A 22,120-nucleotide genomic window follows, 5' to 3' on the forward strand; every position below is an offset into this window, starting at 1 on the left:
TAGCTTTGCCGTTTTTTTATGGTTTTATTATCAAAAGGCTATAACATCAGAAAACATTAACCGAGTAGATCGATAAAGAGAGTGGTTTTGAAAAAAGCTTTAGTGCTTGTAGACGTACAAAACGTGTATTACACGTGCCGTCAGGCGTACAAACGTAACTTTAATTACAACCAGTTCTGGCGTGAACTTAGCTACAACTTAGATATAACCCATGCTTTTGCATATGCCATCGACAGGGGCGACAGTAAACAGCGTGAATTTCAAAACATTCTTCGCGCTATTGGATTTGAAGTAAAGTTAAAGCCTTTTATTCAGCGCGCCGACGGCTCGGCAAAAGGAGACTGGGACGTAGGTATTACGGTAGATGCACTTGAACATGCCAATGATGTTGATGAGGTCATTCTGGTGTCTGGCGACGGTGATTTCGATATTCTTGTAAATGCCCTTAAAGAAAAAGGGAAAACCGTAACAGTGTATGGCGTTCCCGCATTAACCGCTGAAAGTATTCAAAAAGTGGCGTCTAAGTACGTGCCTATCGACACCGCTCTGTTGCTGTAGTTACTAGTTTTTACCTTGCTGAATGCCGAAACCTTAAAGCAGAGCCAATACGGCTCGCCTATAGATTTAAGTTCATGACTACAAGCTAATAATGCTGTGCTAGTACGACTGTGCTAATACGGTTGTACTAGACTTTTACCCCGGCCGCTTTTCTCAGACGCGGCTTCCACACCCTCTTTAGTGCGTTTAATTAAATGCACATCACCAAATCGACGGTTATCAATGGTATAGCCCATGGCTTTAAGCTCATTTACGGTTGCCTCCGTAAACCCGTCATGCATACGAATAGTGTCTTTTGGCAGTAGCTGGTGATGAAAACGTGGTGAATTCACGGCTTCTTCGGCACTCATATCGTAAAGTAGGGCATTCAAAAGTGACTGAGCAACTGACGAGATGATAGTGGTGCCGCCCGGCGAACCTGTTACCAGAACTACTTGGTCGTTTTTAGTAACCAGTGTTGGTGTCATAGAAGATAGCATGCGCTTGTAAGGCTCAATCGCATTCGCTTCACCACCTACAGCACCAAAAAAGTTTGGCACACCAGGTTTAGCGCTAAAGTCGTCCATTTCATCGTTCAACAAGAAGCCGGCACCAGTCACAACAACGCCACTACCAAACGTAAGGTTGATGGTTGTGGTATTGGCAACGGCGTTACCCCATCTATCCATAATCGAGAAGTGAGTAGTATCTTCGCTTTCTTTTAAACCAGGCTTAACGCTTGGGGTATCAGAAATGCTGGTAGGCTGAATATCTGCTGCGCGTTGAGTAATATAGTCAGCGTCAGTGAGCGCTTTTACCGGAACACTAACAAAATCAGGATCGCCCATGTATTCAGCGCGATCGGCAAACACACGCTTGCCTATTTCAGACATAACGTGAATGTACTCGGTGCTGTTTTGCGCGGGTAAATCGTGGGTTGCATCATAAGCTTCTAGCATGCCAATCCATTGCGCTACGGCAACGCCACCCGAACTTGGAGGGGGAGCGGTAACTAGCTCGTAGCCCTGCCAGTTTAAGTGAAGGGGCGCACGCCACACGGCTTTGTAAGCTTGCAAGTCTTCGTAGGTAATAAGGCCGCCATTTTGCTGCATAAAATCAACAATATGTTTTGCTACATCGCCTTTATAAAAGCCGTCTTTGCCCTGTTGCTGAATAGCTTTAAGTGTTTTTGCTAGCTCAGGCTGCTTAAAAGTCGCACCCGCTTTTGCATCTGCAAAGTATTCACTGAAGTTGTTGTCGATGCCTTTTTCTTGGGTGCGCGAAATATAACGGGCAATGTTATTTGCTAATTTTTCATGCACCACAAAGCCCTGTTCAGCCAAGTCTACTGCTGGCGCAAGTAGGCGCTCCCAATCCAATGTGCCGTATTTTTTGTGGGCCGCCCACATACCCGCAACAGTACCAGGAATACCCGACGCTTTAGCGCCAAACAAAGATTCTTTGTGCTTTACGTTACCTTTTTCATCAAGGTACATGTCGCGGTGTGCCTTTTCAGGCGCCATTTCACGGTAATCAAGAAAGTCGGTACTATCTTCAAACTTTATTGTCATAAAGCCACCGCCGCCAACGTTACCCGCCTCTGGCAATGTTACGGCTAAAACAAACTGAGCAGTAATAGCCGCATCAATAGCGTTGCCGCCTTCCTGAAGTACCTGCATAGCAGCATCGGCGCTATAGCTGTCAGGCATGGCAACGGCCTGCTGACTTAAGCCTACGGGATTTTCTCCAACAGTATTAACTGTGTCGTTTGGCGAATGTGAACATGCTGCCACTACCGAAATAAATGCCACTATCATCGAGATAAACCCGATGTTTGCTATCCGTCTTTTCATTAGAAAACTCCTTGCTACAGATATTGCTAACACCTTGATATTAGCAATCGGCTACCAACAAACCTTAGTCACGTGTTTAGCCAAGCATGACTAAGCTTGCTACAAAATAGGCAATAAGCGTAAGGGCGCCGGCAAATAGTGCGTAAGGAAACTGGGTTTTAACGTGCGTTAATACGTCAGTACCCGCTGCTAGCGAAGATACGGCTGTGGTATCGGAAATAGGCGAACAGTGATCGCCAAATATACCGCCACCCAATATAGCGCCAATAACCAAAGAAGGAGGCAACCCTAAACTCTGAATTAGTGGTACACCAATAGGTATAAGGATGGCGAACGTACCCCATGACGTGCCTGTGGTAAACGACATGATCCCGCCGGCAATAAATAACATGGGAACAATCAGCACCATTGGAAGGTATTCACCCACTATTCCTGCCACAAATACGCCGGTTCCTAGCACCTTAAGGCTATTGCCTAAGGTTAATGAAAGTAACACTATGGTAACTAGGGGGAGTAGTTCACCCATCCCTTTAAAACCGATGTCTACCGCTTCTTTATGAGTAAATCGTTTATGAGCGAGAAGCAGACCGTAGGCAATAGCAGTAGCAAGAGCCGTCGCATAAAGAACTGATTTACTGCCGCTGCCTTCAGATAAAACGCCGTTACCTGTCCAGAACATGAAGCCAACCATACTCAATACCATCACCAGTAGCGGGACCAGCATAAATCGCGCTTTAGTGGCAGGCTCAGTCGTGTGATTTACCTCAACATGAGACAGTGCTTTTTCTTCTTCAGCCATGGGGCCGTGCACTTTATCAGCGGAAATTGTGTAAGCCACAATTAGTAAGGTGAAAATAGCGTAAAAGTTAAAAAATACGCTGCCCCATAAAATGGAAGCTGACGAAGCGGGTAGTTCGTAGGCATCGAGTAGGCTGAGTACAAAAGCGCCCCAGCCGTTTAATAAAATCAAAATACAAACCGGCGCGCTGGTGGAATCAATGATGTAAGCTAAACGTGCGCGGCTCATGTTGAAACGGTCAAACAACCCTCGGGCGAATATACCAGCAGTAAGCACGCTTAAGTTCGATTCTATGAATACGGCAATACCAGTAAACATGGTTAAACCACCTACTTGTTTACGGCTTTTCGCTACGCCCTTATTAACCAGAAAGTTAACGGTTGCCGTAACGCCACCAGAATCACGAATAAAAGCCAATAATGCGCCGACTAGAACGGAGAAAATAAGCACCCGCGTGTTCCCTGGGCTAGCAGCGGTATCAACCACACGTTCTATGGCATTAATAGGGGCCATATAGCTGGTTGTGATATCAGCATTGACTAGAATTAAGGCTTCAGCAGACAGTACGGCCAGCGCCAATGCTAAGATAACTTCTTTTTTCCAAAAAACGACGGCAATAGCCACAAGAGGGGGGATGACTGACATCCAATCCATACTTCTTTCCAAACTTAAATTTATGTGTGCTTAGAACCTGCTGCTCTAGATTGTTTACCTAAGTTCAGCGTGCCCTACAGGTATGTCTTTTCACGTTGCATATAATACAAACTAACGCGTAAGAGAAGGTGTGAATACAGTTCAAAGTTGGCGAACATGCTTCTCTCATTTATGCTAGCGTACCGTATTGTGCTCTGTGTTACCAAGGATTAGATAAACATTGTTATTCCAGCAAGTTATTTGTAAAAAGCGTACTTCTGTATTGGGCTTAAGCCATTTTCTTTCAGGCATTTTAGTTTTATTTAGTGTCGGCATTTTTGCTGCTAGCGCAACGGCAAACGCTTTAAACGGCGACACATCTACCCCAAGTGCCACCAATACTGAATCGCCCCCAATTAACGCCACAAAGGCTAGCGCTAACAAAATCACCGCTAAAAAAGCTGGCGATGAAACGGCTAGCGCGAAAACGATTAGCAGCGAAGCTGTCAGCGCAGTAAAGAACATGCTTGGGCAAAAGATTATTTTGGATTTTCGCTATTTTTGTGAAGATGGTACGCCATCGTCACGCTGTCGCACGCCCATGACCGAAATTCCTCCTTCGCTTTTAAATGTGCTCAGTACACACAATATAGGTGGCGTTATCTTGTTTTCGGAAAACATTCAAAATGCCGAGCAGTTAATTACGCTTAATTACACCATGCAGCGACACATGGTAAATGCAGGTAGACAACCGCTATTCATTGCCGTCGATCAAGAAGGGGGGAGAGTTGCGAGACTGCCTTCAGATATGCTTTCGCCGTTTGCAGGTAACATGGCCATCGGTGCTACCTTTCATCAGCGGGGCCATGCCTTTGCCCAAAGCGTAGCATCGCACATTGGCCAAATGCTGTTACCTTTAGGGGTTAATACTAATTTTGCGCCGTCGGTGGATGTAAATAGTGAGCCAAAGAACCCCGTTATAAACTTACGCAGTTTTTCTGAAAAACCAGAGCAGGTGGCGGCACTCGGACAAGCGTTTGTAAGTGCAATGCAAAGTACGGGAATCTTGGCTGCTATTAAACACTTTCCAGGTCACGGTGATACCCATGTGGACAGTCACAGTGGCTTACCGCAAGTCACTCATACCAAAGCTCAAGCAATGGCAGGGGATGTTCATCCTTTTGCTAATATAATTAATAGTGCGACCCCGCCGGCAATGGTAATGAGCGCACACATTCAATATCCGTCGTTAGATGATACTGAAATTGCAGACAAGAATGGCAAGCTGCAAATTGTTCCCGCCACCTTGTCGAAAAAGATACTAACCGACATGCTTCGCAAGCAATTAGGGTATAAAGGCCTTGTCGTTACAGATGCGTTAGATATGGCTGGTATTACACAGTTCTTCTCGCACGAAGAAGCACTCGTTCGCGCATTCAGTGCGGGTGCGGATATTGCGCTCATGCCTTTCACCATAAGAAATAAAAAGGATATCAACGCATTTTCGAAGCTTTTAAATAACGTGGCAGTAAGACTTGTAAACACGTCATCAGACTTATTTTCAGAAAGCGCTTTCTTGGTGTCTTCCTACAATCGTATTCTTAAAGCAAAACAACAGTTTAATCTAGAAAGCTTCGTTTCCAAGCCTGTGTCTTGGTGGCTTGATGAGGCAAAAGAAAACAACTCGATTGATAATCCTAACAGTCTAAAAAACAAAGGAATCCAGATTGAGAAAGCCCTTTCTAAGGCTTCGGTTTCGGTGCTATATGGAAAGGGGAAGCTTCCGGTAACATCAACGCGCTGGCTTGCGCTAATGCCTGATGCCGCAAGGTGTCTAGCCTTTGAAAGTGCACTGATACGAGCAAGTTCAAAGAGTACTAATAAGCCCCTAGAATTTGCTTGTCTACCCTTAACGGCATTGCCAAAAAAACAGCTAGCTATGATGCTTTTAAAACAGGCAGAAGTGCTAGTGGTGGGTAATATTAATCCGCTTCACGCGAACTATGAGTTAGGTGGGCTTGATCTACCTGAACATATAAAGCATCGCGCAAGTGAATCTGATGTGATGGCATTTAGCAAAATGATGATGACTGCTGCGAAAACACAGAACAAAACCGTGGTTTTTGCTCCGCTACGTATGCCGTATGAAGCAAATGACCTCAAAAATGTGACAGACATCGCTATTGCAACATTTAGTTATGCGATAAGCATAGACAAGCAAGTTGGTAAGGGCGATAACAAGGTTACCAGCTATAGTCTGAACGCACTGGCTGATGTCTTAGTAGGTAACGCAGTTGCCGAAGGTCGTGCACCAGTTTCATTGGAGTAGCTTTCTTTATACCTAAAAGCGCCAGTTTGAGCGACAATGTAAAAGGCTAATATAAAGGTGTTTCTTTAGCCAACCTTAAAGGAAAACATGTGAATTCAGAAAACTTATCAGGTACTACGCGAGCATCACTAATGGACTCTGTGTTCAGTGCGTTCCTTACATTTGTTCCTTTACTCGTTGCTATAGCATTGGTTGTAAGTACACTCGTTACCCTACACTACCTTTTGCTTGCTAGACAAAGCCACCTTACCAGCGAACAGAAACTACCTCGTCAAGTAGGAATGTTAGTACTTACTATTATTGGGGCGGTTGTTATAGCGATGACTCTTCCAGTAAGTGAAAGTACGCGAAATCAAGTTATCGCACTTATCGGTGTACTCATTTCTGGGGTCATTGCATTTTCATCTACCACAATGGTGGGTAATTTGATGGCAGGAATAGTACTTAGGGTAAACCGACCCTTTAGGGTCGGTGACTTCATAAAAGTAGAGGGTTATAGCGGGCGCGTTACTGAAATGGGGTTGCTTGATGTTGAAATTCAGACGGAGAGCAGAGAGCTAATTGCTTTCGCCAACACGCTTATGGTGAATTCGCCTGTTTCGGTCACGCGTGCTTCTGGTGCAATTGTTAGCGTGGATATTAGCTTAGGCTATGATATTCACCACAGCGTTATTGAAAAGCATCTACTTGCTGCTGCTGAAAATGCAAAGCTGGCAGAGCCTTTTGTACGGGTCATGGGGCTAGGCGATTTCTCTGTAAGCTATCGTATTTCCGGGTTACTAACCGAAGTAAAGAGCTTACTGAGCGCCCGCTCAAGGCTGCACAAAGCTGTACTTGATGCCTTGCACGATTCTGATATTGAAATTGTTTCGCCTAGTTTTATGAACCAGCGTCCTCAGGCCGATGGTTTGAAAATGATTGCTAAATCGCCAAGTCAAACCACCAAAGAAGAAGCGTCTCCAGAAGACGTGATTTTTGACAAGGCTGAAGAAGCGGAGCAAAAAGAAAAGAACAAAGAAATGTTAATGCAGACCATTGCCGATATTGATGCAAAAATCGCAGAGACCGACAGTGAAAATAAAAACGAGCTAAAGCAACAAAAAGCCACAGCAGAAGCTAGACTTGCAACACTGGTAAAAACTAAATCAGAGGAAGGTTAGTTTTCACTATTTTTTTTGAGGCTTGTAGTATAGTCCTTAAAGGATAAGTAAGTATTTACTTTAATGTTTACCCTTTCAGTGGTCGCTAACCGTGCCTCCCAATTTTGTCTTTCTAACAGTTTGTTAAATTGCAAGGCTACGTGAGTTATTCTTGACGTCGTTCGATGTCTTCATAAAGTAGATATGGCTTTCTTTTTTCTCTGAACGCACTCAAACTCTTTTGCCAGCTTTGGCGAATCTCAGCAGATGTTTTCCCGGTTTGGATTTGAATCCTTAGTGCATCAGTACCCGCCAATTTATCGAAAAATTCTGGGCGGGTGAAAAATTTTTCTGTAGAACTTCCACTGGCGGTGGCAATACGGTTGTATTCGGAAAAGCGAGAATAGGCATCAATCAAGGTTTCTATTTTTAATCCACTAATTGGTGAAGCTTCTCGATTCTGTAACTTAAGGCTTGAGTTTTCCAAGTCCATATATTCAGAGTCGATAAGATCTGCGCGGGTAAATACGTGTGCATTTAGTAAGGTGTTTTCATGTTTAGGGTGAGGCGCTGCACTATTTGCTTTTACCAGTATTTGAGATCCACCGAATTCAATATTAGGGTGACCAATAAGCTGAAATGGAAAGTTAGTGCCACGGCCAATGCTGACATCGGTTCCCTCGAAAAAGCATAACGTGGGGTATAGCTGGATAGACAAATCGTTTGGTAAGTTAGGGCTAGGTGCCACCGGCAGGGAATAGTGCGCAGTGCGTTCATAGTCTTCTACCGGCACTACGGTAAGTTTTGCTTGGTTGTAGTTAGTTGCCTCAATATCTAACCAGCGCTCTCCCACGATCATTTGAGCAAGTTCACCTAATGTCATGCCGTGCAAAACGGGAATAGGGTGCATGCCAATAAACGATGAAAATGCTGGCTTTAACACTGGGCCGTCGACATATCGGCCATTAGGGTTTGGTCTATCTAGCACCACAACCTGAATGCCTTGGGCAAAAGCGGCTTCCATTACATAGTGCAACGTACTTAAGTATGTGTAAAAACGTACGCCCACGTCTTGGATATCGAAAACAATTATGTCGGTATTTTCCAGCATAGCCGTTGTTGGCTTTTTAGTTGCCCCGTAAAGCGAATAAATAGGTAATCCCGTTTTAGCATCAATATCGCTATTTACCTTTTCACCTGCGCCTTTATCCCCTCTAAATCCGTGCTCGGGTGACATAATGCTTACTAGGTCAACGTTACGTTGCAATAAGGCATCCACCAAATGCTGATAGGGTTGGTTTGCTTTTATCGTTCCTGAATGACCAGTTATCTGGTTATTTCTAACCAAATCATCTCTAACCAAATCATCTCTAACCAAATCATTTCTAACCAAAGAGCTTTGGTTCACTACCAAACTAACTCGCTTACCTTCTAACAAAGGGAGGTATTTTGAATAGCGTTCAGCACCTACAGCAAGTTGATTGGCGTTTAAGTCTTCATTAGCCAGCCCACTTTGTTTTGCTTTTAAACTCTTATTATCAGTTGTATATACATGTGTAGATAAGCTGTTTTGCGTACATGAGGTCAAGAAGGAAAAACTGACCAGCAAGATAAACCCGATAATCAATGCGCTCTTTGTATAACCTGTAATATTTGTGCTCATAGTGGCTAAACCGGCCCCCTTTATTGCAGTCCCTTATTGCAGAGAAGCGCCTTAGCTATTTACTTTCTACTACGGCTTTACGTAAGTAGCCATCGTTAGCACTTAGCTGTGTGGCTGCCTGCTCTGCGGTTTGCCCTGTTAGTACCATTAAAATGGCGACCTTTGCTTTGTTGTTGCATGCACTAAGCGCTGCTAAAGCGGCATCTTCACTACAGTCGGTAGCCTGCATAACAATGCGAAGAGCACGAGCTTTTAATTTTTCATTAGTAGCATTCACATCTACCATCAAATTTTGGTAGGTTTTTCCCAGCTTTATCATAGTGCTGGTGCTAATCATATTAAGTACAAGCTTTTGTGCCGTACCCGACTTCATACGTGTGCTGCCGGTAAGTGCTTCAGGGCCAACAACGGGGCATATGGCCGTGTCAGCATTCTCAAAAATAGCAGCGTTAGGGCTACAAGCAATTGCGCCGGTAAAGCAGCCAAGGGAACGGGCATATTCCAATGCTCCACTTACATAGGGCGTGCGACCGCTAGCTGAAATACCAATAACTGTATCGTTCTGCGTTAGTGATAAACTTTCAAGGTCAGTTCGACCTGCATTAAAATCGTCCTCTGCGCCTTCAACTGCGTGCTGAACGGCCTTCTCTCCGCCCGCTATTACACCCACAACCATTTCATCGGGTACACTAAAGGTAGGGCGACACTCAACTGCGTCAAGAATGCCCAACCTACCGCTGGTACCTGCACCAATATAAATAAGTCTTCCGCCGTTTTTAATGCTAATAGTTGCGGCATCAACCGCTTTTGCTATTTGGGGTATTTGAAGTGCTACCGCGTTTGCGACTTTAGCATCCTCGTTGTTAAGGCGGGTAAGAATGCCTTGGGTACTTAACGTGTCTATATCCAAGGTATCGGGATTTCTGCCTTCTGAGACAACTTTATTCAGTGATTTAGCTAATTCATTCACGGTGGGAGTATCCACTGCCGCGTTGTTTTTAATGCGGGTGTTTGCGGGCGAATCTGAAGTAGAAGGGTTGTGCGAAGACATGATAAACCTTGAAGCGACGAAATGATTATAATAAGCGAGCGCAAAGCATAACGGTATTTTAAACCATAAGAAACCTTGCGTTAGACAGTCGTTTTTTCAATATTAATCCTGCGCCCTTAATGCGCTTCTCGTGGTACACTTCGGCTTTATATGTTTCCCCATTAAACATTTAAGGAACGTGTTTTTCAGTGAGCCGACAAACGCAAGCTATTATTCATGCTGACGCCATTTTACATAATTTCAAAGCCCTTGCCGCTTTAGCGCCATCAAGTCAATCTATGGCGGTGGTGAAAGCTGATGCCTATGGCCATGGAGCCGTAAATGTGGCGCGTATTCTTCAGCATGTTTCTTCGCGTTTTGCTGTAGCTATTATCGAAGAAGCTATTGCCCTTCGCGATGCGGGAATTACCGCGCCAATTGTTGTTTTAGAAGGGGCTCATCAAGCAAAAGAGTGCCAAATGGCGTTTCAGCATAACTGCATTTTGGTTATGCATTGTGAAGAACAGCTTGCATGGCTAGAAAAATGCCCTGAACAACAACGCCCCCACATTTGGTTGAAAGTAGACAGCGGTATGCATCGCTTAGGCTTTGCGCTTTCAAAAATCGAAGAGATTACTGACAAATATCGACATCTATTAAGTGATAACACGGTTATTGCTACACACTTTGCATGTGCCGATGATGTGGATAACAGTTTCACCCATACTCAAATGAGTGGGTTTAATCAGGTTGCTAAAAAGCTGGGCTTACCTACTAGCGTGGCTAACTCTCCGGCTACGGTAAATTGGCCGGCAAGTCGAAATGCGTGGAACCGGTTGGGAGTGGGCGTTTACGGTGGTGCGGTTTCAACCTCGCAAAACGTTGATGTTGAAATGTATCCTGCCATGACCCTTCGCTCAAGCGTACTGGCTGTGCGAACTATACCGGCAGGCGAGGGTATCGGGTACGGGCAAACCTGGGTGGCGAATAAACCCAGCAAAATTGCAACCGTAGGTATTGGTTATGCCGACGGCTACCCTAGGCATTGTAAAAACGGTACGCCAGTCATGGTTAGAGGTAAGCGCGCTTATTTGGCTGGTCGCGTATCTATGGACATGATCACCATTGATGTGACCCATATCGACAACGTAGCTGTGGGCGATGAAGTAGAGCTGTGGGGACAGAATGTCTCTATTCAGGAAGTTGCAGCCAATGCCGACACCATCGACTACGAATTAATGACGCGAGTTTCTCAGCGTGTACCGCGCATTGTGAAATACCTTTAGTTATCAACGCAGTGCCAGTTTGGCTAAATTTTATACAATGCCAGTCCGCACAGATAATTACCCACTCAGCGAGAGTTAAAATGTTCGTAATCGCGGCGTGTTACCGCAGGTATAGTGGTTCTACATCAAGGTGACACAACAAAGAGTACGGGCATTTTAAACTCGCCCTTCGGGAAGGTCTGGCAAGCTTCCTAGCTACATTCTGGGAATTTGAAAGGGAACAGCCATTCCTGCATTCCCACGCTTTGCTAGGAAACTTGCCAGCGCCTTCTGAGTGGGCAATGATCTGTGCGGATTGGTATAATTTAATAAAGCACTATTCATTAAAAGAATGAGACTTTTACCCCTAATTTGGGCTTTACTGTTGTAGCTTAGTGATGGGATTGCGGCGAATATTTCGCCTCCAACTGTTCTGAGCATCAACTCATAAGTGAGGTTTGTATGCGTACTTCGTTTTCTCGTCCGAGAGTGAATCGTGGAGTAGTTAGTCGACCGTCAAGACCTGTTCAAAAGAAGTAATAGGTTTGTTGTAGGCGTCAAGGAATACAAATAAAAGATACAATAAAGCCCGGTTAGGTTTGCCTAACCGGGCTTTCTATTAACCACTTATGTGCACCGTTGAGTACTTTCAGCTTGCGGGTATCTGTTTACACGCTTAAGCCTTTAAACGTAAACGCAAAACCATAAGGATTGACTACCAACTTAGCCGTTTTGGGCGCGAAGCTCGCTGTCTATGCTGCTGCGCTCATTGTTATCCACACGCTTCGCGTCAGCCTTTTTTGATTCTGTTTTAGCCTTGTCTGAACTGTCTTCGCCGAGTACTGGGAAGTAACGCTCAGGTCTATGGTTAAGCGAAATTACCATATTTAAACAAAACGCCGCGAGTATCGAGATAAGCACTAATGGCCACGAAATAAAAAACAGTGCGCTAAGCAATATGCAGCTATCTACAGTTAACTGGAAAGTCCCAGCTCTGATATTAAAGCGTTGCTGTAAGTAAAAGGCCATAATACCAACGCCGCCTAGGCTAGAGCTGTGACGGAACATCATCAGCATGCCTACACCAATTAAAATTCCGCCAAATACCGCTGCGAAAAACGGGTTAACGTGGCTGATATCTACAAATGCCGGAATTTGCTCGGTTAACACCGAAACAGTGGTTACAGAGATAAACGTATTGATGGTGAAACGTTTACTAATTTGCGTCCACGCTAGAGTATAAAAAGGTAGGTTAATCAAAAAGAATAACAAGCCGAAGTCCATGTCGAAAGCATAGGTACCTAATAGCGCAAGACCTGCCGCGCCACCTACCATTAGGTCTTGAGACTGAAAAAGATATACGCCAAAAGCAACAAACAAGCCGGCGCTTATCAGGGCGAAAACATCCTCGATGACACTGTGTTTTGTTTTTTGCATAAAAAAGAGTTTGCGTTAAGAAGACACAGCGTAATTATACGTTTACAGCACATTCGGTGACAGCAAGATGAAAAGTTAAGTCAGCACGATAAAAGTAAGAAGGTAAGTTTGCCTTTACGACTTTTAGTGCTTAGGTGAATAGGGTGTTGCGGCAATGTAAACGTTGCACCAAGGTGGTTCAGTTTTATAACTTGAAAAGCGCAATGCGCTCTTAAAATTTGAAGGTTGTATGATTATTCAACAATAGAGAACACCACAATATCTTGCTTATTAAATTCTACACTGCACTTCATGATTCCTAAGTGCAGTGGACTATATGCTTCAATTTTGCTGCCATTTGCTACAAACTCAGTATCCCACAGCAATAAGTCTGCGGTGTTAAGCTGGCGTTCAACGCTTTTTTTCGACACCCCTGGCGTAAAGTTGTCGCAAAGAATAATGACCTCACGTCTTGCTTCAATCCAGTAAAAGGTAATGGTGATCAACAGTGCTATCGCCGCTATTGCAATAACATCTGCAATAATTGAACGTTTCATGGCCTGCACGTTTTACTTCTCCTCTACGTCTTTACTGCGGGTGATTAAACCTTGTGATACAAAATGCGCTACAAGCAAGGTGCACCTGTATAAAGTGCTATTCAGTGGTTTGGATCAAATCCCACTTATTACCAAACTTATCTTTAAAGATGGCTACCGTACCATAAACTTCTTCACGGGGAGTTTCTAAAAACACCACGCCTTTGCTTTGCATTTCGTTAAAGTCGCGCCAAAAGTCATCGGTATTTAAAATTAAAAATACTTTGTCCGCGGCTTGGTTACCAATAAGCTCTAATTCAACGTCGTTTTTAGCTTGCGCTAGCAGCAAGCTGGCTGAACTGTTTGGCGGCGTTACTAACACAAAGCGCGAGTCTTCTCCGGTTGCTTTATCTTCAGTTAAGGTGAAATTTAAAACCGTTGTGAAGTACTCAATTGCGTTGTCGTAGTCGTCTACAAAGAAGGTAATCGCCGAAAGGAGTTGTTTCATAAATGTTGTTCAGTTCAAAATGATTAAGTGAACTCGGCATACTACCTAAAAGCTCACCGAGCTGAAATGCGGGTTATCAGTTATTGCATGAAGTTGAGCGATTTCATTAAGGGCAATGTTTTCTACATTACCGTTAATGCGCATTTGTATACATTCTGTTGGCGCGTCACTGCGTTTATCTATAACTGTGTTTAGTGCCTTGCCGCTTTTTAGTTCCCCACTTTTTAATACAGCGCTAACCTCAAGTTTATACATGCAGGCTATTTCTATGTAGTCATAAAGCTGACAGGCTATATTCACAGGCTTTCCTATAGTTGCTTTTAAAGTGTTGCTCAAATTTTAGATAAGCCCTGGCGTTCACGGCAAAAACTTCTTTATTTACCGTACATACATTCCACTTCACTTTAAACATTCGACTGCCAATGTTTAAATGCCGCCGCCTATCGGGGCGGCGAAGTTTCTCCACTCAAATCACAGAAGTCAGACCTTAACAAATGATCTTTTTTTAAGGTTTGCTCAGTATTGTAAGTACTGAAGGATTTATTTTGGTGCACGAAATTCCAAAGCGCTTAACCGCCCCTTTACTCATTAGAGGCAATTTTTAGCAAAGGGTTCCCGCCAAAAATTCAATACAGGAACAGTAATGAACAAGCTACTATCCGCATTTTCTTTAGTTTCAATTGCTACATGCGCTTCGAGCGGCGTAAAAGCCGACGAACTCCCCTTTAATTTAAGCGGTCACGTAAGGGTTAATTACGGACATCAAGATTGGCAAATTCCCGAGTTTAGAGATGGTTTTGAGTTTGAATCATTCAAGCTTGGCGTATCCGGCGAGTCAGATCAGTTTAGCTATAAAGCAGAGTACCGCTGGTACGAAAATACCGATTTTGATACCGTTCGCTTCGCTGATCTTACTTATCATTTTGATGATCAAACCGAAATTACCGCAGGTATAACGCAAACCCCGTTTGGTCTACAGCCCTTTGCCAGCAACAACTTTTGGTTTTCAGTTAATTACTATCTTGGCTTTGAAGATGACTACGATGCTGGGGTCAAAATCAATCACGACTGGGGTAAATGGGATTTTCAAGCCGCTTACTTTATGAATGATGAGTACAATGACGCAGCCGAATTTGGTCGTTACTCATTTGATGTAGCAGATGACGGGGAATACCGAAATAAAGAAGACGGGCAGTACAATCTACGTGCTAACTACTCTGCGAATTTTATTCGCGGTGCGACTACCGATATCGGCGTGTCGTATCAGTACGGTAACATTTTAAACCTAGATACATTAGACGATGGCGATATGAATGCTTATGCCGTTCATATGCGTCACACTCAAGGTGACGTAAAAGTTGAGCTACAGTATATCGACTATGAATACGATTTAGCTGCACCTGAAGGGCAGGCTGATGACCGTATAGCGCTATCGTCTTTTACCTTTCCTTTCTTGGCGGCTGCTGACGGCAAAACTTATTCAGCGAACCTTGTGTACTCGGTGCCCTATAAGTTTACGCATATAGAGTCACTTACCTGCTATTCAGAATACAGTGTTGCCAAAGGCGAAGGAAATGAAGGGAAAAACTCTTCACAGTGGATAAATGGCTGTAGCTTTGGCTGGGATAAATTGTTTGTATATGTAGATAGTATCCAAGGCAAAAACATGTGGTTTTCAGGCGGCCCTGGCGTAGGGCTAGACTTAGGCGGTAGACAAGAAACTACCCACAGGTTGAACATAAACCTTGGCATTTACTTCTAATCAATAACAGGACTTTGACATGCGATTACTACTTATAGCGACATTGATATTAGCGCTAATTCCAATGCAAAGTTTTGCCCATTCATGGATGAAACTGCGCATAGCGACCACAGAATATGCGCCTTACACGTCAACTGATATGCAGCACGAAGGTTACATAAACCATATTATCGCCGATGCGTTCAAAGAGACGGGCGTTGTGGTGGAGTTTGTATCCTTACCATGGGAAGAAGCCTTAGAGGCAACGCTAAAAGGTGAATACGACGCAGTTTCTTACGGTAACTTTGTACGTTCTCGAGAAAGCGAGTTTTTTCACAGCAACCCAATAAGCGCAGAGAGTCTGGTGTTTTATGTTAACGCCGAAAATGGCCCCGATAGTTGGAGTGACCTTAGCGATATGCAAGGTCTAAAAATGGGGATCACAGAAGGGTATCTATATAACGATGAGCTTGCTGCCTTCATTAAAGGTAACGAAAGCGTAGTAGAGCACAAGACTGATAAAGCGAACCTAGAAGCGCTAATAAATGGTGATATCGATGTTTTCCCCATTGATGAACTTACCGGTTGGTATTTGCTACAGCGAGACTTCAACAGTGGCGACCGTCGTGATGTCATGCCTATTAAACCTTTTATCTCTACGGTAACCACGCATTTGTTAGTGCCTAAAGGGCAAGGCGATAGCCAGCTTATTTTGTCTTTATTCAATAAAGGACTAGAAGAGCTAACGTTGGAAGGTAAACTAACTCGCTTCAAGCGACTGCTAAAAGAAGGTTATTATCAGCACCCGCAGAAGAAGGTAAATTTCGACCGACGCTAACACACAGCCGTGTTTTAAACGCGTGCTAATCCACGACTTTTCAAATTGAAAAAAAGGTTGCAAACCAAACGCGGTTTGCAACCTTTATTCATGCTACTTTCTCATCACTTAGTGTCTTTTCTGCTGATTATTAAACTGATATGGTTAACGGCTATTTTCTAATGCCCATTTAGAGGTTGCCTTGTCGTACTCAGCTGAAACATCCTTCCTTGCCCGCGTTACCGCCTTACTAAAATTACTCGGTCCTGGTGTGCTTATGGCAACGGCGGCGGTAGGTGGAAGCCATTTGGTGGCCTCAACTCAGGCGGGCGCAAAATTCGGATGGCAGTTAGCGCTTCTCATATTGGTGGTAAACCTACTTAAATACCCGTTTTTCAGGGCAGGCGTAAGTTACACCATCAGCACGAAGCAAACCCTGCAGCAAGGCTATCTAGAGATGGGTAAACGCTACCTAGCCATTGCCTTGTGCTTAAATACTATCGCATCGGTAGTCAATGCTGCGGCACTGTTACTGTTTGCAGCAAGCTTATTGTCGTACTTTATTCCATTTGATATAGCCATAGCGGTGTCTGCCTCAGTGGTTTTAGCGCTTATATTACTGATTTTACTGGCAGGGCATTTTGAAGGGCTCGACAACATTGCCAAAGGCATAATGGGCGTGCTTGTGATGGCAACCATAGCAGTGTTTATCGTTGCACTTAGTAATTATACTGCGCCAATGGTGCCTGCCGAAGAGCAGCCTTCGCCTTGGACGCTTGCCACGCTCGGTTTTTTAGTGGTAACAATGGGGTGGATGCCTGCACCTATTGAAATATCTTCTATTACTTCTCTTTGGTTAAAGCGACAATGCAAAGGTCAAGCGGTGACCCCGAAGTCGGCCCTTTTTGATTTCAACTTGGGCTATGCGGTAACCGTATTGCTTGCTCTGCTGTTTTTGGGGCTAGGCGCGTTAATTCTGTATGGCAGCGGCACAGAACTTAGTACTAGTGGTATTGGCTTTTCTCACCAGCTTATCAGCATGTACTCGTCAACCATCGGGGAGTGGGCGCATCTGCTTATTGCGATAGTGGCGTTTCTATGTATTTTCGGCTCGGCGTTGACGGTATATGATGGCTATGCGCGAGTGGTTGCAGAAGCAATTGCGCTATTGTTTAACAAGGATAAAGCCGCCCGCAATACACTGGTGACACCAGTATTGCTTTTCATGGCAATATTCAGCTTTGTTATTGTGCTCTTTTTCAAGTCTGCTTTATTAGCCATGCTAGGTTTTGCTATGACGTTAGCTTTTGTTACCACGCCCATGTTTGCTTGGCTTAATCATAAGCTGGTGGCACAAACTGAGCTGCACCCTGATGCCGCGCCTAATAAGGTAGTAAAGTTACTTAGCTTGCTAGGCCTGGTTTACCTGTTTGGGTTTCTTTTGGTATTTGTTTGGTGGAAGTGGTTTAGCTAACGGCTTACCCCAAAACATGGCCTCACTCGCCATCACCTTTGCCAGCCGGTTACTGCTATTGCTAGCCGGCCCACTTCAGCAAATTAATAAGAAGCTTTTGAAAGCGCCTAAAGATACGAGAGCCCTTGGTTAATGCTTTACTTCTTCAAGCAGTAGTAAATTAGTTTAATTGCTTATACTTATCCAAGTATTCATTTAAGACTCATCTATACTAAAAGCGACGCTGCTAAAGGAGTGCGCAATTCGGTGCGTAAAGTAAAATTATTTCCATCACTACATTCAGGCAAATACATAAGCTTTGTGTTGCTTTGCTTCGTGTGTATGACAATGTGGGGATGCACAAAAGATGAGCCGAAATCCATACAATGGAACAATGCCTATGATATTGAAAGGGAGCTTCACCTTTTAGGGCGGCAGGATGACCCGCGAGAAATTTATAAGCGTTTGCAGGGCATGAAACAGCAAGCATCGCTTCAGCTATCCCAGCTTCGCAAGACGGGGCAGCACGACCCACTATTTACCGAATGGCTAGAGTCATTAAGAATAAGTTTGTCGCTAGCACCACTGTATAGCAACACAATCGAAACCTGTGACGTGTGGCAAAGTGCAATGGAAGAAGCATGGGGCGTTCAAACTATTGAGTTTAACGAACGAGCTAAACTCGTGTGGCGGGTAATGGTCGCTACCTGCAACGCACGAGTTCGCTCTTTGTAAGCCGTCGGTTTTTACTTAGTGTAAACAGGGCGAGCAGCAGTTAGCGTAGCAACCTTATCTTTAACTTGCTGAATAAGATTATTGTCTTCAGGTTCTGATAACACATCGCAAATCCAGTTAGCTAACTGGGCACAATCGTCTTCGCTAAAATTACGAGAAGTCACCGCTGGAGTACCTATCCGAATGCCACTTGTTACAAAAGGCGACTGTGGGTCGTTAGGCACAGTATTCTTATTAACAGTAATATTCACACTATTTAAAATAGCGTCTGCCTCTTTACCCGTCATCCCCTTACTAACCAGACTTAGCAAAAACATGTGGTTGTCAGTTCCGTTAGAGACCACATCGAATCCACGCTTCATAAATACATCTGCCATCGCGCGTGCATTGGTAACCACTTGCTTTTGATACGTTTTAAATTCGGCTGTCATGGCTTCTTTAAACGCAACAGCTTTAGCCGCGATAACGTGCATGAGTGGACCACCCTGAATCCCCGGGAAAATAAGTGAGTTAAACTTCTTTTCAAGTTCAGGGTTTGATTTACACATAATGAGCCCGCCGCGAGGGCCACGTAGTGTTTTGTGGGTAGTGGTAGTAACCACGTGCGCGGCGTTAATTGGCGAGGGATAAACTCCCGCTGCGACAAGACCTGCTACGTGCGCCATATCTACCAGCAAATACGCGCCTACACTATCGGCAATCTCTCTAAACTTTTGCCAATCGACAACACGAGAATAAGCTGAAAACCCTGCCACGATCATCTTTGGGTTATGCTCTTTAGCTAAGGCTTCTACTTGGTCGTAGTCAATCTCACCGGTTTCCGTGTTTAGCCCATATTGGATGGCATTGTATAGCTTGCCTGAAAAATTAGGTTTTGCACCATGGGTTAGGTGACCACCGTGATCAAGACTTAACCCGAGTATGGTATCGCCAGGGCTTAGCAGTGCCATGTAAACCGCAGTATTGGCTTGCGAACCAGAATGGGGCTGAACATTAACATAATCAGCTTCAAACAGGGCTTTGGCTCTGTCGATAGCGAGCTGTTCAACTTTATCCACGGCTTCACAGCCACCATAGTAGCGCTTACCCGGATAGCCTTCCGCATATTTATTCGTTAGTTGACTACCCTGTGCCTGCATAACGGATTTGCTGGTGTAGTTCTCTGATGCGATTAGCTCGATGTGATGTTCTTGGCGTTCGTCTTCTTGTGCAATAAATTGGGCGATATCTGGGTCTTGCTGAGTAAGGTTTTGGTTTAGCGTATTCATGCTGCCTCCTAATTGTCGTTGTTGCGTATTCGATACTAGAAGTGCAAAATGAATAAATAAAATTAATAAAAAATATGGCATTATAATTTTATTAAATGACTGCAGTTGTACTTTTGGCACGGCACGTTTGTGCTTTGTCTGTAGTAAAGCGGCTAATAGAGTGAGCCTTTAAACTTCGTTGGTGAAAGGTCAGTGTTTAGTTGACGCTATAAAGAAGGTGTAAAGCAAAGTAATGAAGAACTTGTCCATAGATTTCCTACGTTCGTTCGTGCTTATCGCACAGACGGGAAGCTACACACAGTGCGCCGAGCAGCTGCAACGGACTCAACCTGCAATAAGCCTTCAAATTAAAAAACTAGAAGAAATGATTGGGGAGAAGCTATTTTCTCGCGACAAAAATCGTTTAGCGCTTACTGGCGCTGGTAGTCGCTTATTGTCATATGGTGAGAAAATAGTAGCGCTTAATGACCAGGCTATGGCTGAGTTCGGTAAGCCTCAGGTGACCGGAAATATTAAGTTAGGCATTCCCAGTGAATTTAGCACCACGCTTATGCCTAAAATCATTCGGCGGTTCACACAAACTTACCCGGAAATATCGCTAGAGGTGCATTGCGCGCTAAGCAAAGATTTGTTGAGCGAACCGTTAAAAAGCCAATTCGACTTAATTTTGTCATTGCAGGAAACACCAAACCCCCAGCAGGATGGCTTCATCATCTCAGATCAACTGGTATGGGTAGGCAGTCAGCGCTTTGTTAACAGTGTGCCTGCTAAGCTCCCTATTATTGCAGCCCCCTCACCGTGTATTTATCGCAAGCGCGCCACTAACCTTTTATCCGCAATAAAAAAGCCGTGGCAGGTGGTATACACCATTGCAGATTTAAACGGTATTCAAACTGCTATAAATGAAGGGCTAGGCATTACGGTACTGGCAAAAAGCTCAGTACCGTCAGGATTGCACATTTTATCTAATTCAGAAAACTTGCCCGAACTTGGACATGTAGGCGTTTGCTTAGTTAACCCTCAAAAAGTGTCATCTAAAGCAATTAGCCTGCTGACCGAAACCATTACTAATGAGGTCGCTAACTTCTAAAGTGATATATTGTTTGTCTATGCTTTTTTAACAAACTGCGCGGTAAGCATCATTTCACCGGCACCATCTACTTTACAGTCTAGCTGGTGGTCTTTGGCATCTTTCACATGACGGATAACCGCTTTGGTACCAATTTTAAGTACAAGCGAGCTGCCTTTTACTTTCAAATCTTTTGCCAGCGTTATCTTGTCACCAGCAACTAACGGCGTACCGTTATAATCTTTTGCTGAGACTTCTTCTTCAACCTCGTTCGGGTTCCACTCGTGACCACATTCGGGGCAAATAAGTAAAGACTGGTCTTCATATACATATTCAGACTGGCAATGCGGGCAAGGGGGTAGTGACATGTGGAATTCTCTTAAAATACTAAATTAAAGCGCTCGGGTCATAAAGTGACTGTTGGGGTCTAGTGAATAGCTACCAAAAGGGCCGCAGTCGACAAAACCGAACTTTTTATAAAGCGTTCTTGCCGCTAAAAAGTAGTCTTGCGTTCCTGTTTCTAAACTTACCGAACTAAACCCTTTCATTTTCGCATGTTCTAAGGCAAAAAGTAATAACTGTGAAGCCACGCCACACCCTCTATAGGGCTTTGCCGTTCTCATAGATTTTAGCTCTGCGCTATGTGCATCAAGAGCTTTAATAGCAACACAACCCGCAAGCTGTTGCTGCTTCCAACCACTAAAAAAAGTAATGTTAGGCGCTTTTAGTGCATTAACATCTAGTGCGTGTACGCACTCTGGCGGCGACGTTGCATACATATCTGACAAATGCTCTTCTAAAAGCGCTAGTACATCTCCTCCCGTAAGATCATCAATTATAATCTTCATGTACTTTGTCCTTTATATGTATCGGGAACAGGCGACTATCAAAGCCTGTGGGTTAATTGTTTAAAGGTTTAACCATGTTATAAAAGCGATCGTCTTCACTACTTACAACAAAGCCCACTTTATTATAAAGCGAAACCGCTGGACTAATTTTGAAAACCCGCAAAGTTAGCGAGTTAACCTTGGCCGCTAGAGCAAGCTTTTCTGCTTCTTCAATAGCTGCACTACCTATGCCCCTATTTTGCGCACTTGGTATAACTTGAAGATCGCGTAAAACACAGGTGTTATCTTCAAACTGTAGGCGCATAACACCCACTGTTTGGTTGTCTAGTTGAATGTCGTAGTTAACTAGCTCAGCCGTAACCTCTAGCACTTTTTCAGCGTTCCAGTCGGGAGCGAATTTAGCGTAATAATCTTGCATGTTCGCAAAGGTAAACTCGGCTGCTCGCTGAAGGTTTGTAGTTTTAAAGAAAGTAATCTCCAT

The 22,120-nt window shown here is 44.1% G+C and carries 21 protein-coding genes; 9 read left to right on the forward strand and 12 right to left on the reverse strand.

What is annotated here, in order from left to right:
* Window positions 1-87 precede the first annotated feature (87 nt).
* Window positions 88-558, forward strand: a complete 471-nt coding sequence (locus IW644_RS14835) for a LabA-like NYN domain-containing protein (RefSeq protein WP_269918242.1) — start codon at window positions 88-90, stop codon at window positions 556-558.
* A gap of 113 nt (window positions 559-671) precedes the next feature.
* Here IW644_RS14835 and ggt read toward each other — a convergent pair whose 3' ends face one another.
* Together ggt and IW644_RS14845 are read right to left on the reverse strand one after the other, a co-directional pair.
* A complete protein-coding gene (ggt, locus tag IW644_RS14840; protein WP_269918243.1) occupies window positions 672-2,390 on the reverse strand; it encodes a gamma-glutamyltransferase in 1,719 nt (572 codons plus the stop codon).
* 76 nt (window positions 2,391-2,466) lie between these two features.
* A complete protein-coding gene (locus IW644_RS14845; RefSeq protein WP_269918244.1) occupies window positions 2,467-3,843 on the reverse strand; it encodes a Na+/H+ antiporter NhaC family protein in 1,377 nt (458 codons plus the stop codon).
* A gap of 220 nt (window positions 3,844-4,063) precedes the next feature.
* Here IW644_RS14845 and IW644_RS14850 point away from each other — a divergent pair, with 220 nt between their 5' ends.
* Together IW644_RS14850 and IW644_RS14855 are read left to right on the forward strand one after the other, a co-directional pair.
* The gene (locus IW644_RS14850; RefSeq protein ID WP_269918245.1) at window positions 4,064-6,151 is read left to right on the forward strand and encodes a glycoside hydrolase family 3 N-terminal domain-containing protein; all 2,088 of its coding nucleotides are present in this window, start codon (window positions 4,064-4,066) and stop codon (window positions 6,149-6,151) included.
* Window positions 6,152-6,240: 89 nt separating this feature from the next.
* Complete coding sequence (locus IW644_RS14855) at window positions 6,241-7,311, forward strand: mechanosensitive ion channel family protein (RefSeq protein ID WP_269918246.1); 1,071 nt, start codon at window positions 6,241-6,243, stop codon at window positions 7,309-7,311.
* A gap of 145 nt (window positions 7,312-7,456) precedes the next feature.
* Here IW644_RS14855 and IW644_RS14860 read toward each other — a convergent pair whose 3' ends face one another.
* Together IW644_RS14860 and murQ are read right to left on the reverse strand one after the other, a co-directional pair.
* Window positions 7,457-8,953: an exo-beta-N-acetylmuramidase NamZ family protein gene (locus IW644_RS14860; protein ID WP_269918247.1), complete on the reverse strand. Its 1,497-nt coding sequence runs from the start codon at window positions 8,951-8,953 to the stop codon at window positions 7,457-7,459.
* A gap of 55 nt (window positions 8,954-9,008) precedes the next feature.
* On the reverse strand, window positions 9,009-10,004 hold the full coding sequence (gene murQ / locus IW644_RS14865) for an N-acetylmuramic acid 6-phosphate etherase (RefSeq protein ID WP_269918248.1): 996 nt from the start codon (window positions 10,002-10,004) through the stop codon (window positions 9,009-9,011).
* A gap of 188 nt (window positions 10,005-10,192) precedes the next feature.
* On the opposite strand from murQ, the gene alr reads away from it, so the two are divergent.
* Window positions 10,193-11,269, forward strand: a complete 1,077-nt coding sequence (gene alr, locus IW644_RS14870) for an alanine racemase (protein ID WP_269918249.1) — start codon at window positions 10,193-10,195, stop codon at window positions 11,267-11,269.
* Window positions 11,270-11,971: 702 nt separating this feature from the next.
* On the opposite strand, the gene IW644_RS14875 is transcribed toward alr, so the two are convergent.
* The 4 genes from IW644_RS14875 to IW644_RS14890 form a co-directional block, all read right to left on the reverse strand.
* The gene (locus IW644_RS14875; RefSeq protein ID WP_269918250.1) at window positions 11,972-12,685 is read right to left on the reverse strand and encodes a YitT family protein; all 714 of its coding nucleotides are present in this window, start codon (window positions 12,683-12,685) and stop codon (window positions 11,972-11,974) included.
* A 233-nt stretch (window positions 12,686-12,918) separates the two neighbouring features.
* Entirely contained in the window at window positions 12,919-13,230 is a 312-nt protein-coding gene (locus IW644_RS14880) for a hypothetical protein (protein WP_333473873.1), read from the reverse strand.
* A gap of 88 nt (window positions 13,231-13,318) precedes the next feature.
* Window positions 13,319-13,708, reverse strand: a complete 390-nt coding sequence (locus IW644_RS14885) for a VOC family protein (RefSeq protein WP_269918252.1) — start codon at window positions 13,706-13,708, stop codon at window positions 13,319-13,321.
* Between the two features lie 45 nt (window positions 13,709-13,753).
* Complete coding sequence (locus IW644_RS14890) at window positions 13,754-14,008, reverse strand: Rho-binding antiterminator (RefSeq protein ID WP_269918253.1); 255 nt, start codon at window positions 14,006-14,008, stop codon at window positions 13,754-13,756.
* Between the two features lie 343 nt (window positions 14,009-14,351).
* Here IW644_RS14890 and IW644_RS14895 point away from each other — a divergent pair, with 343 nt between their 5' ends.
* The 4 genes from IW644_RS14895 to IW644_RS14910 all read left to right on the forward strand — a co-directional run bounded on the left by IW644_RS14895 (window position 14,352) and on the right by IW644_RS14910 (window position 18,454).
* Complete coding sequence (locus tag IW644_RS14895) at window positions 14,352-15,470, forward strand: porin (RefSeq protein ID WP_179982237.1); 1,119 nt, start codon at window positions 14,352-14,354, stop codon at window positions 15,468-15,470.
* Window positions 15,471-15,489: 19 nt separating this feature from the next.
* Window positions 15,490-16,287 (forward strand): substrate-binding periplasmic protein, encoded by a 798-nt coding sequence (locus IW644_RS14900; protein ID WP_269918254.1) that lies wholly within the window; start codon window positions 15,490-15,492, stop codon window positions 16,285-16,287.
* Between the two features lie 181 nt (window positions 16,288-16,468).
* Window positions 16,469-17,740 carry an NRAMP family divalent metal transporter gene (locus IW644_RS14905; RefSeq protein WP_269918255.1) on the forward strand — a complete coding sequence of 424 codons (1,272 nt, stop codon included), beginning with the start codon at window positions 16,469-16,471 and terminating at the stop codon, window positions 17,738-17,740.
* A gap of 246 nt (window positions 17,741-17,986) precedes the next feature.
* Window positions 17,987-18,454 (forward strand): hypothetical protein, encoded by a 468-nt coding sequence (locus IW644_RS14910; protein WP_269918256.1) that lies wholly within the window; start codon window positions 17,987-17,989, stop codon window positions 18,452-18,454.
* 11 nt (window positions 18,455-18,465) lie between these two features.
* On the opposite strand, the gene glyA is transcribed toward IW644_RS14910, so the two are convergent.
* Window positions 18,466-19,722 (reverse strand): serine hydroxymethyltransferase, encoded by a 1,257-nt coding sequence (gene glyA, locus IW644_RS14915; RefSeq protein ID WP_269918257.1) that lies wholly within the window; start codon window positions 19,720-19,722, stop codon window positions 18,466-18,468.
* Between the two features lie 232 nt (window positions 19,723-19,954).
* Between glyA and IW644_RS14920 the strand changes: the two genes are divergently transcribed.
* Window positions 19,955-20,812: a LysR family transcriptional regulator gene (locus tag IW644_RS14920; protein ID WP_179982242.1), complete on the forward strand. Its 858-nt coding sequence runs from the start codon at window positions 19,955-19,957 to the stop codon at window positions 20,810-20,812.
* Window positions 20,813-20,829: 17 nt separating this feature from the next.
* Here the strand turns inward: IW644_RS14920 and IW644_RS14925 are convergent, their stop codons facing one another.
* From IW644_RS14925 to IW644_RS14935, 3 genes are read right to left on the reverse strand one after another with little or no spacing between them, the layout of a single operon-like run.
* Window positions 20,830-21,159, reverse strand: a complete 330-nt coding sequence (locus IW644_RS14925) for a zinc ribbon domain-containing protein YjdM (RefSeq protein WP_118490383.1) — start codon at window positions 21,157-21,159, stop codon at window positions 20,830-20,832.
* 24 nt (window positions 21,160-21,183) lie between these two features.
* Window positions 21,184-21,639 (reverse strand): GNAT family N-acetyltransferase, encoded by a 456-nt coding sequence (locus IW644_RS14930; RefSeq protein ID WP_269918258.1) that lies wholly within the window; start codon window positions 21,637-21,639, stop codon window positions 21,184-21,186.
* Window positions 21,640-21,691: 52 nt separating this feature from the next.
* Entirely contained in the window at window positions 21,692-22,120 is a 429-nt protein-coding gene (locus tag IW644_RS14935; RefSeq protein WP_269918259.1) for a GNAT family N-acetyltransferase, read from the reverse strand.

It is taken from the genome of Alteromonas sp. PRIM-21 (assembly GCF_027563165.1).
GTDB lineage: Bacteria > Pseudomonadota > Gammaproteobacteria > Enterobacterales > Alteromonadaceae > Alteromonas > Alteromonas macleodii_A.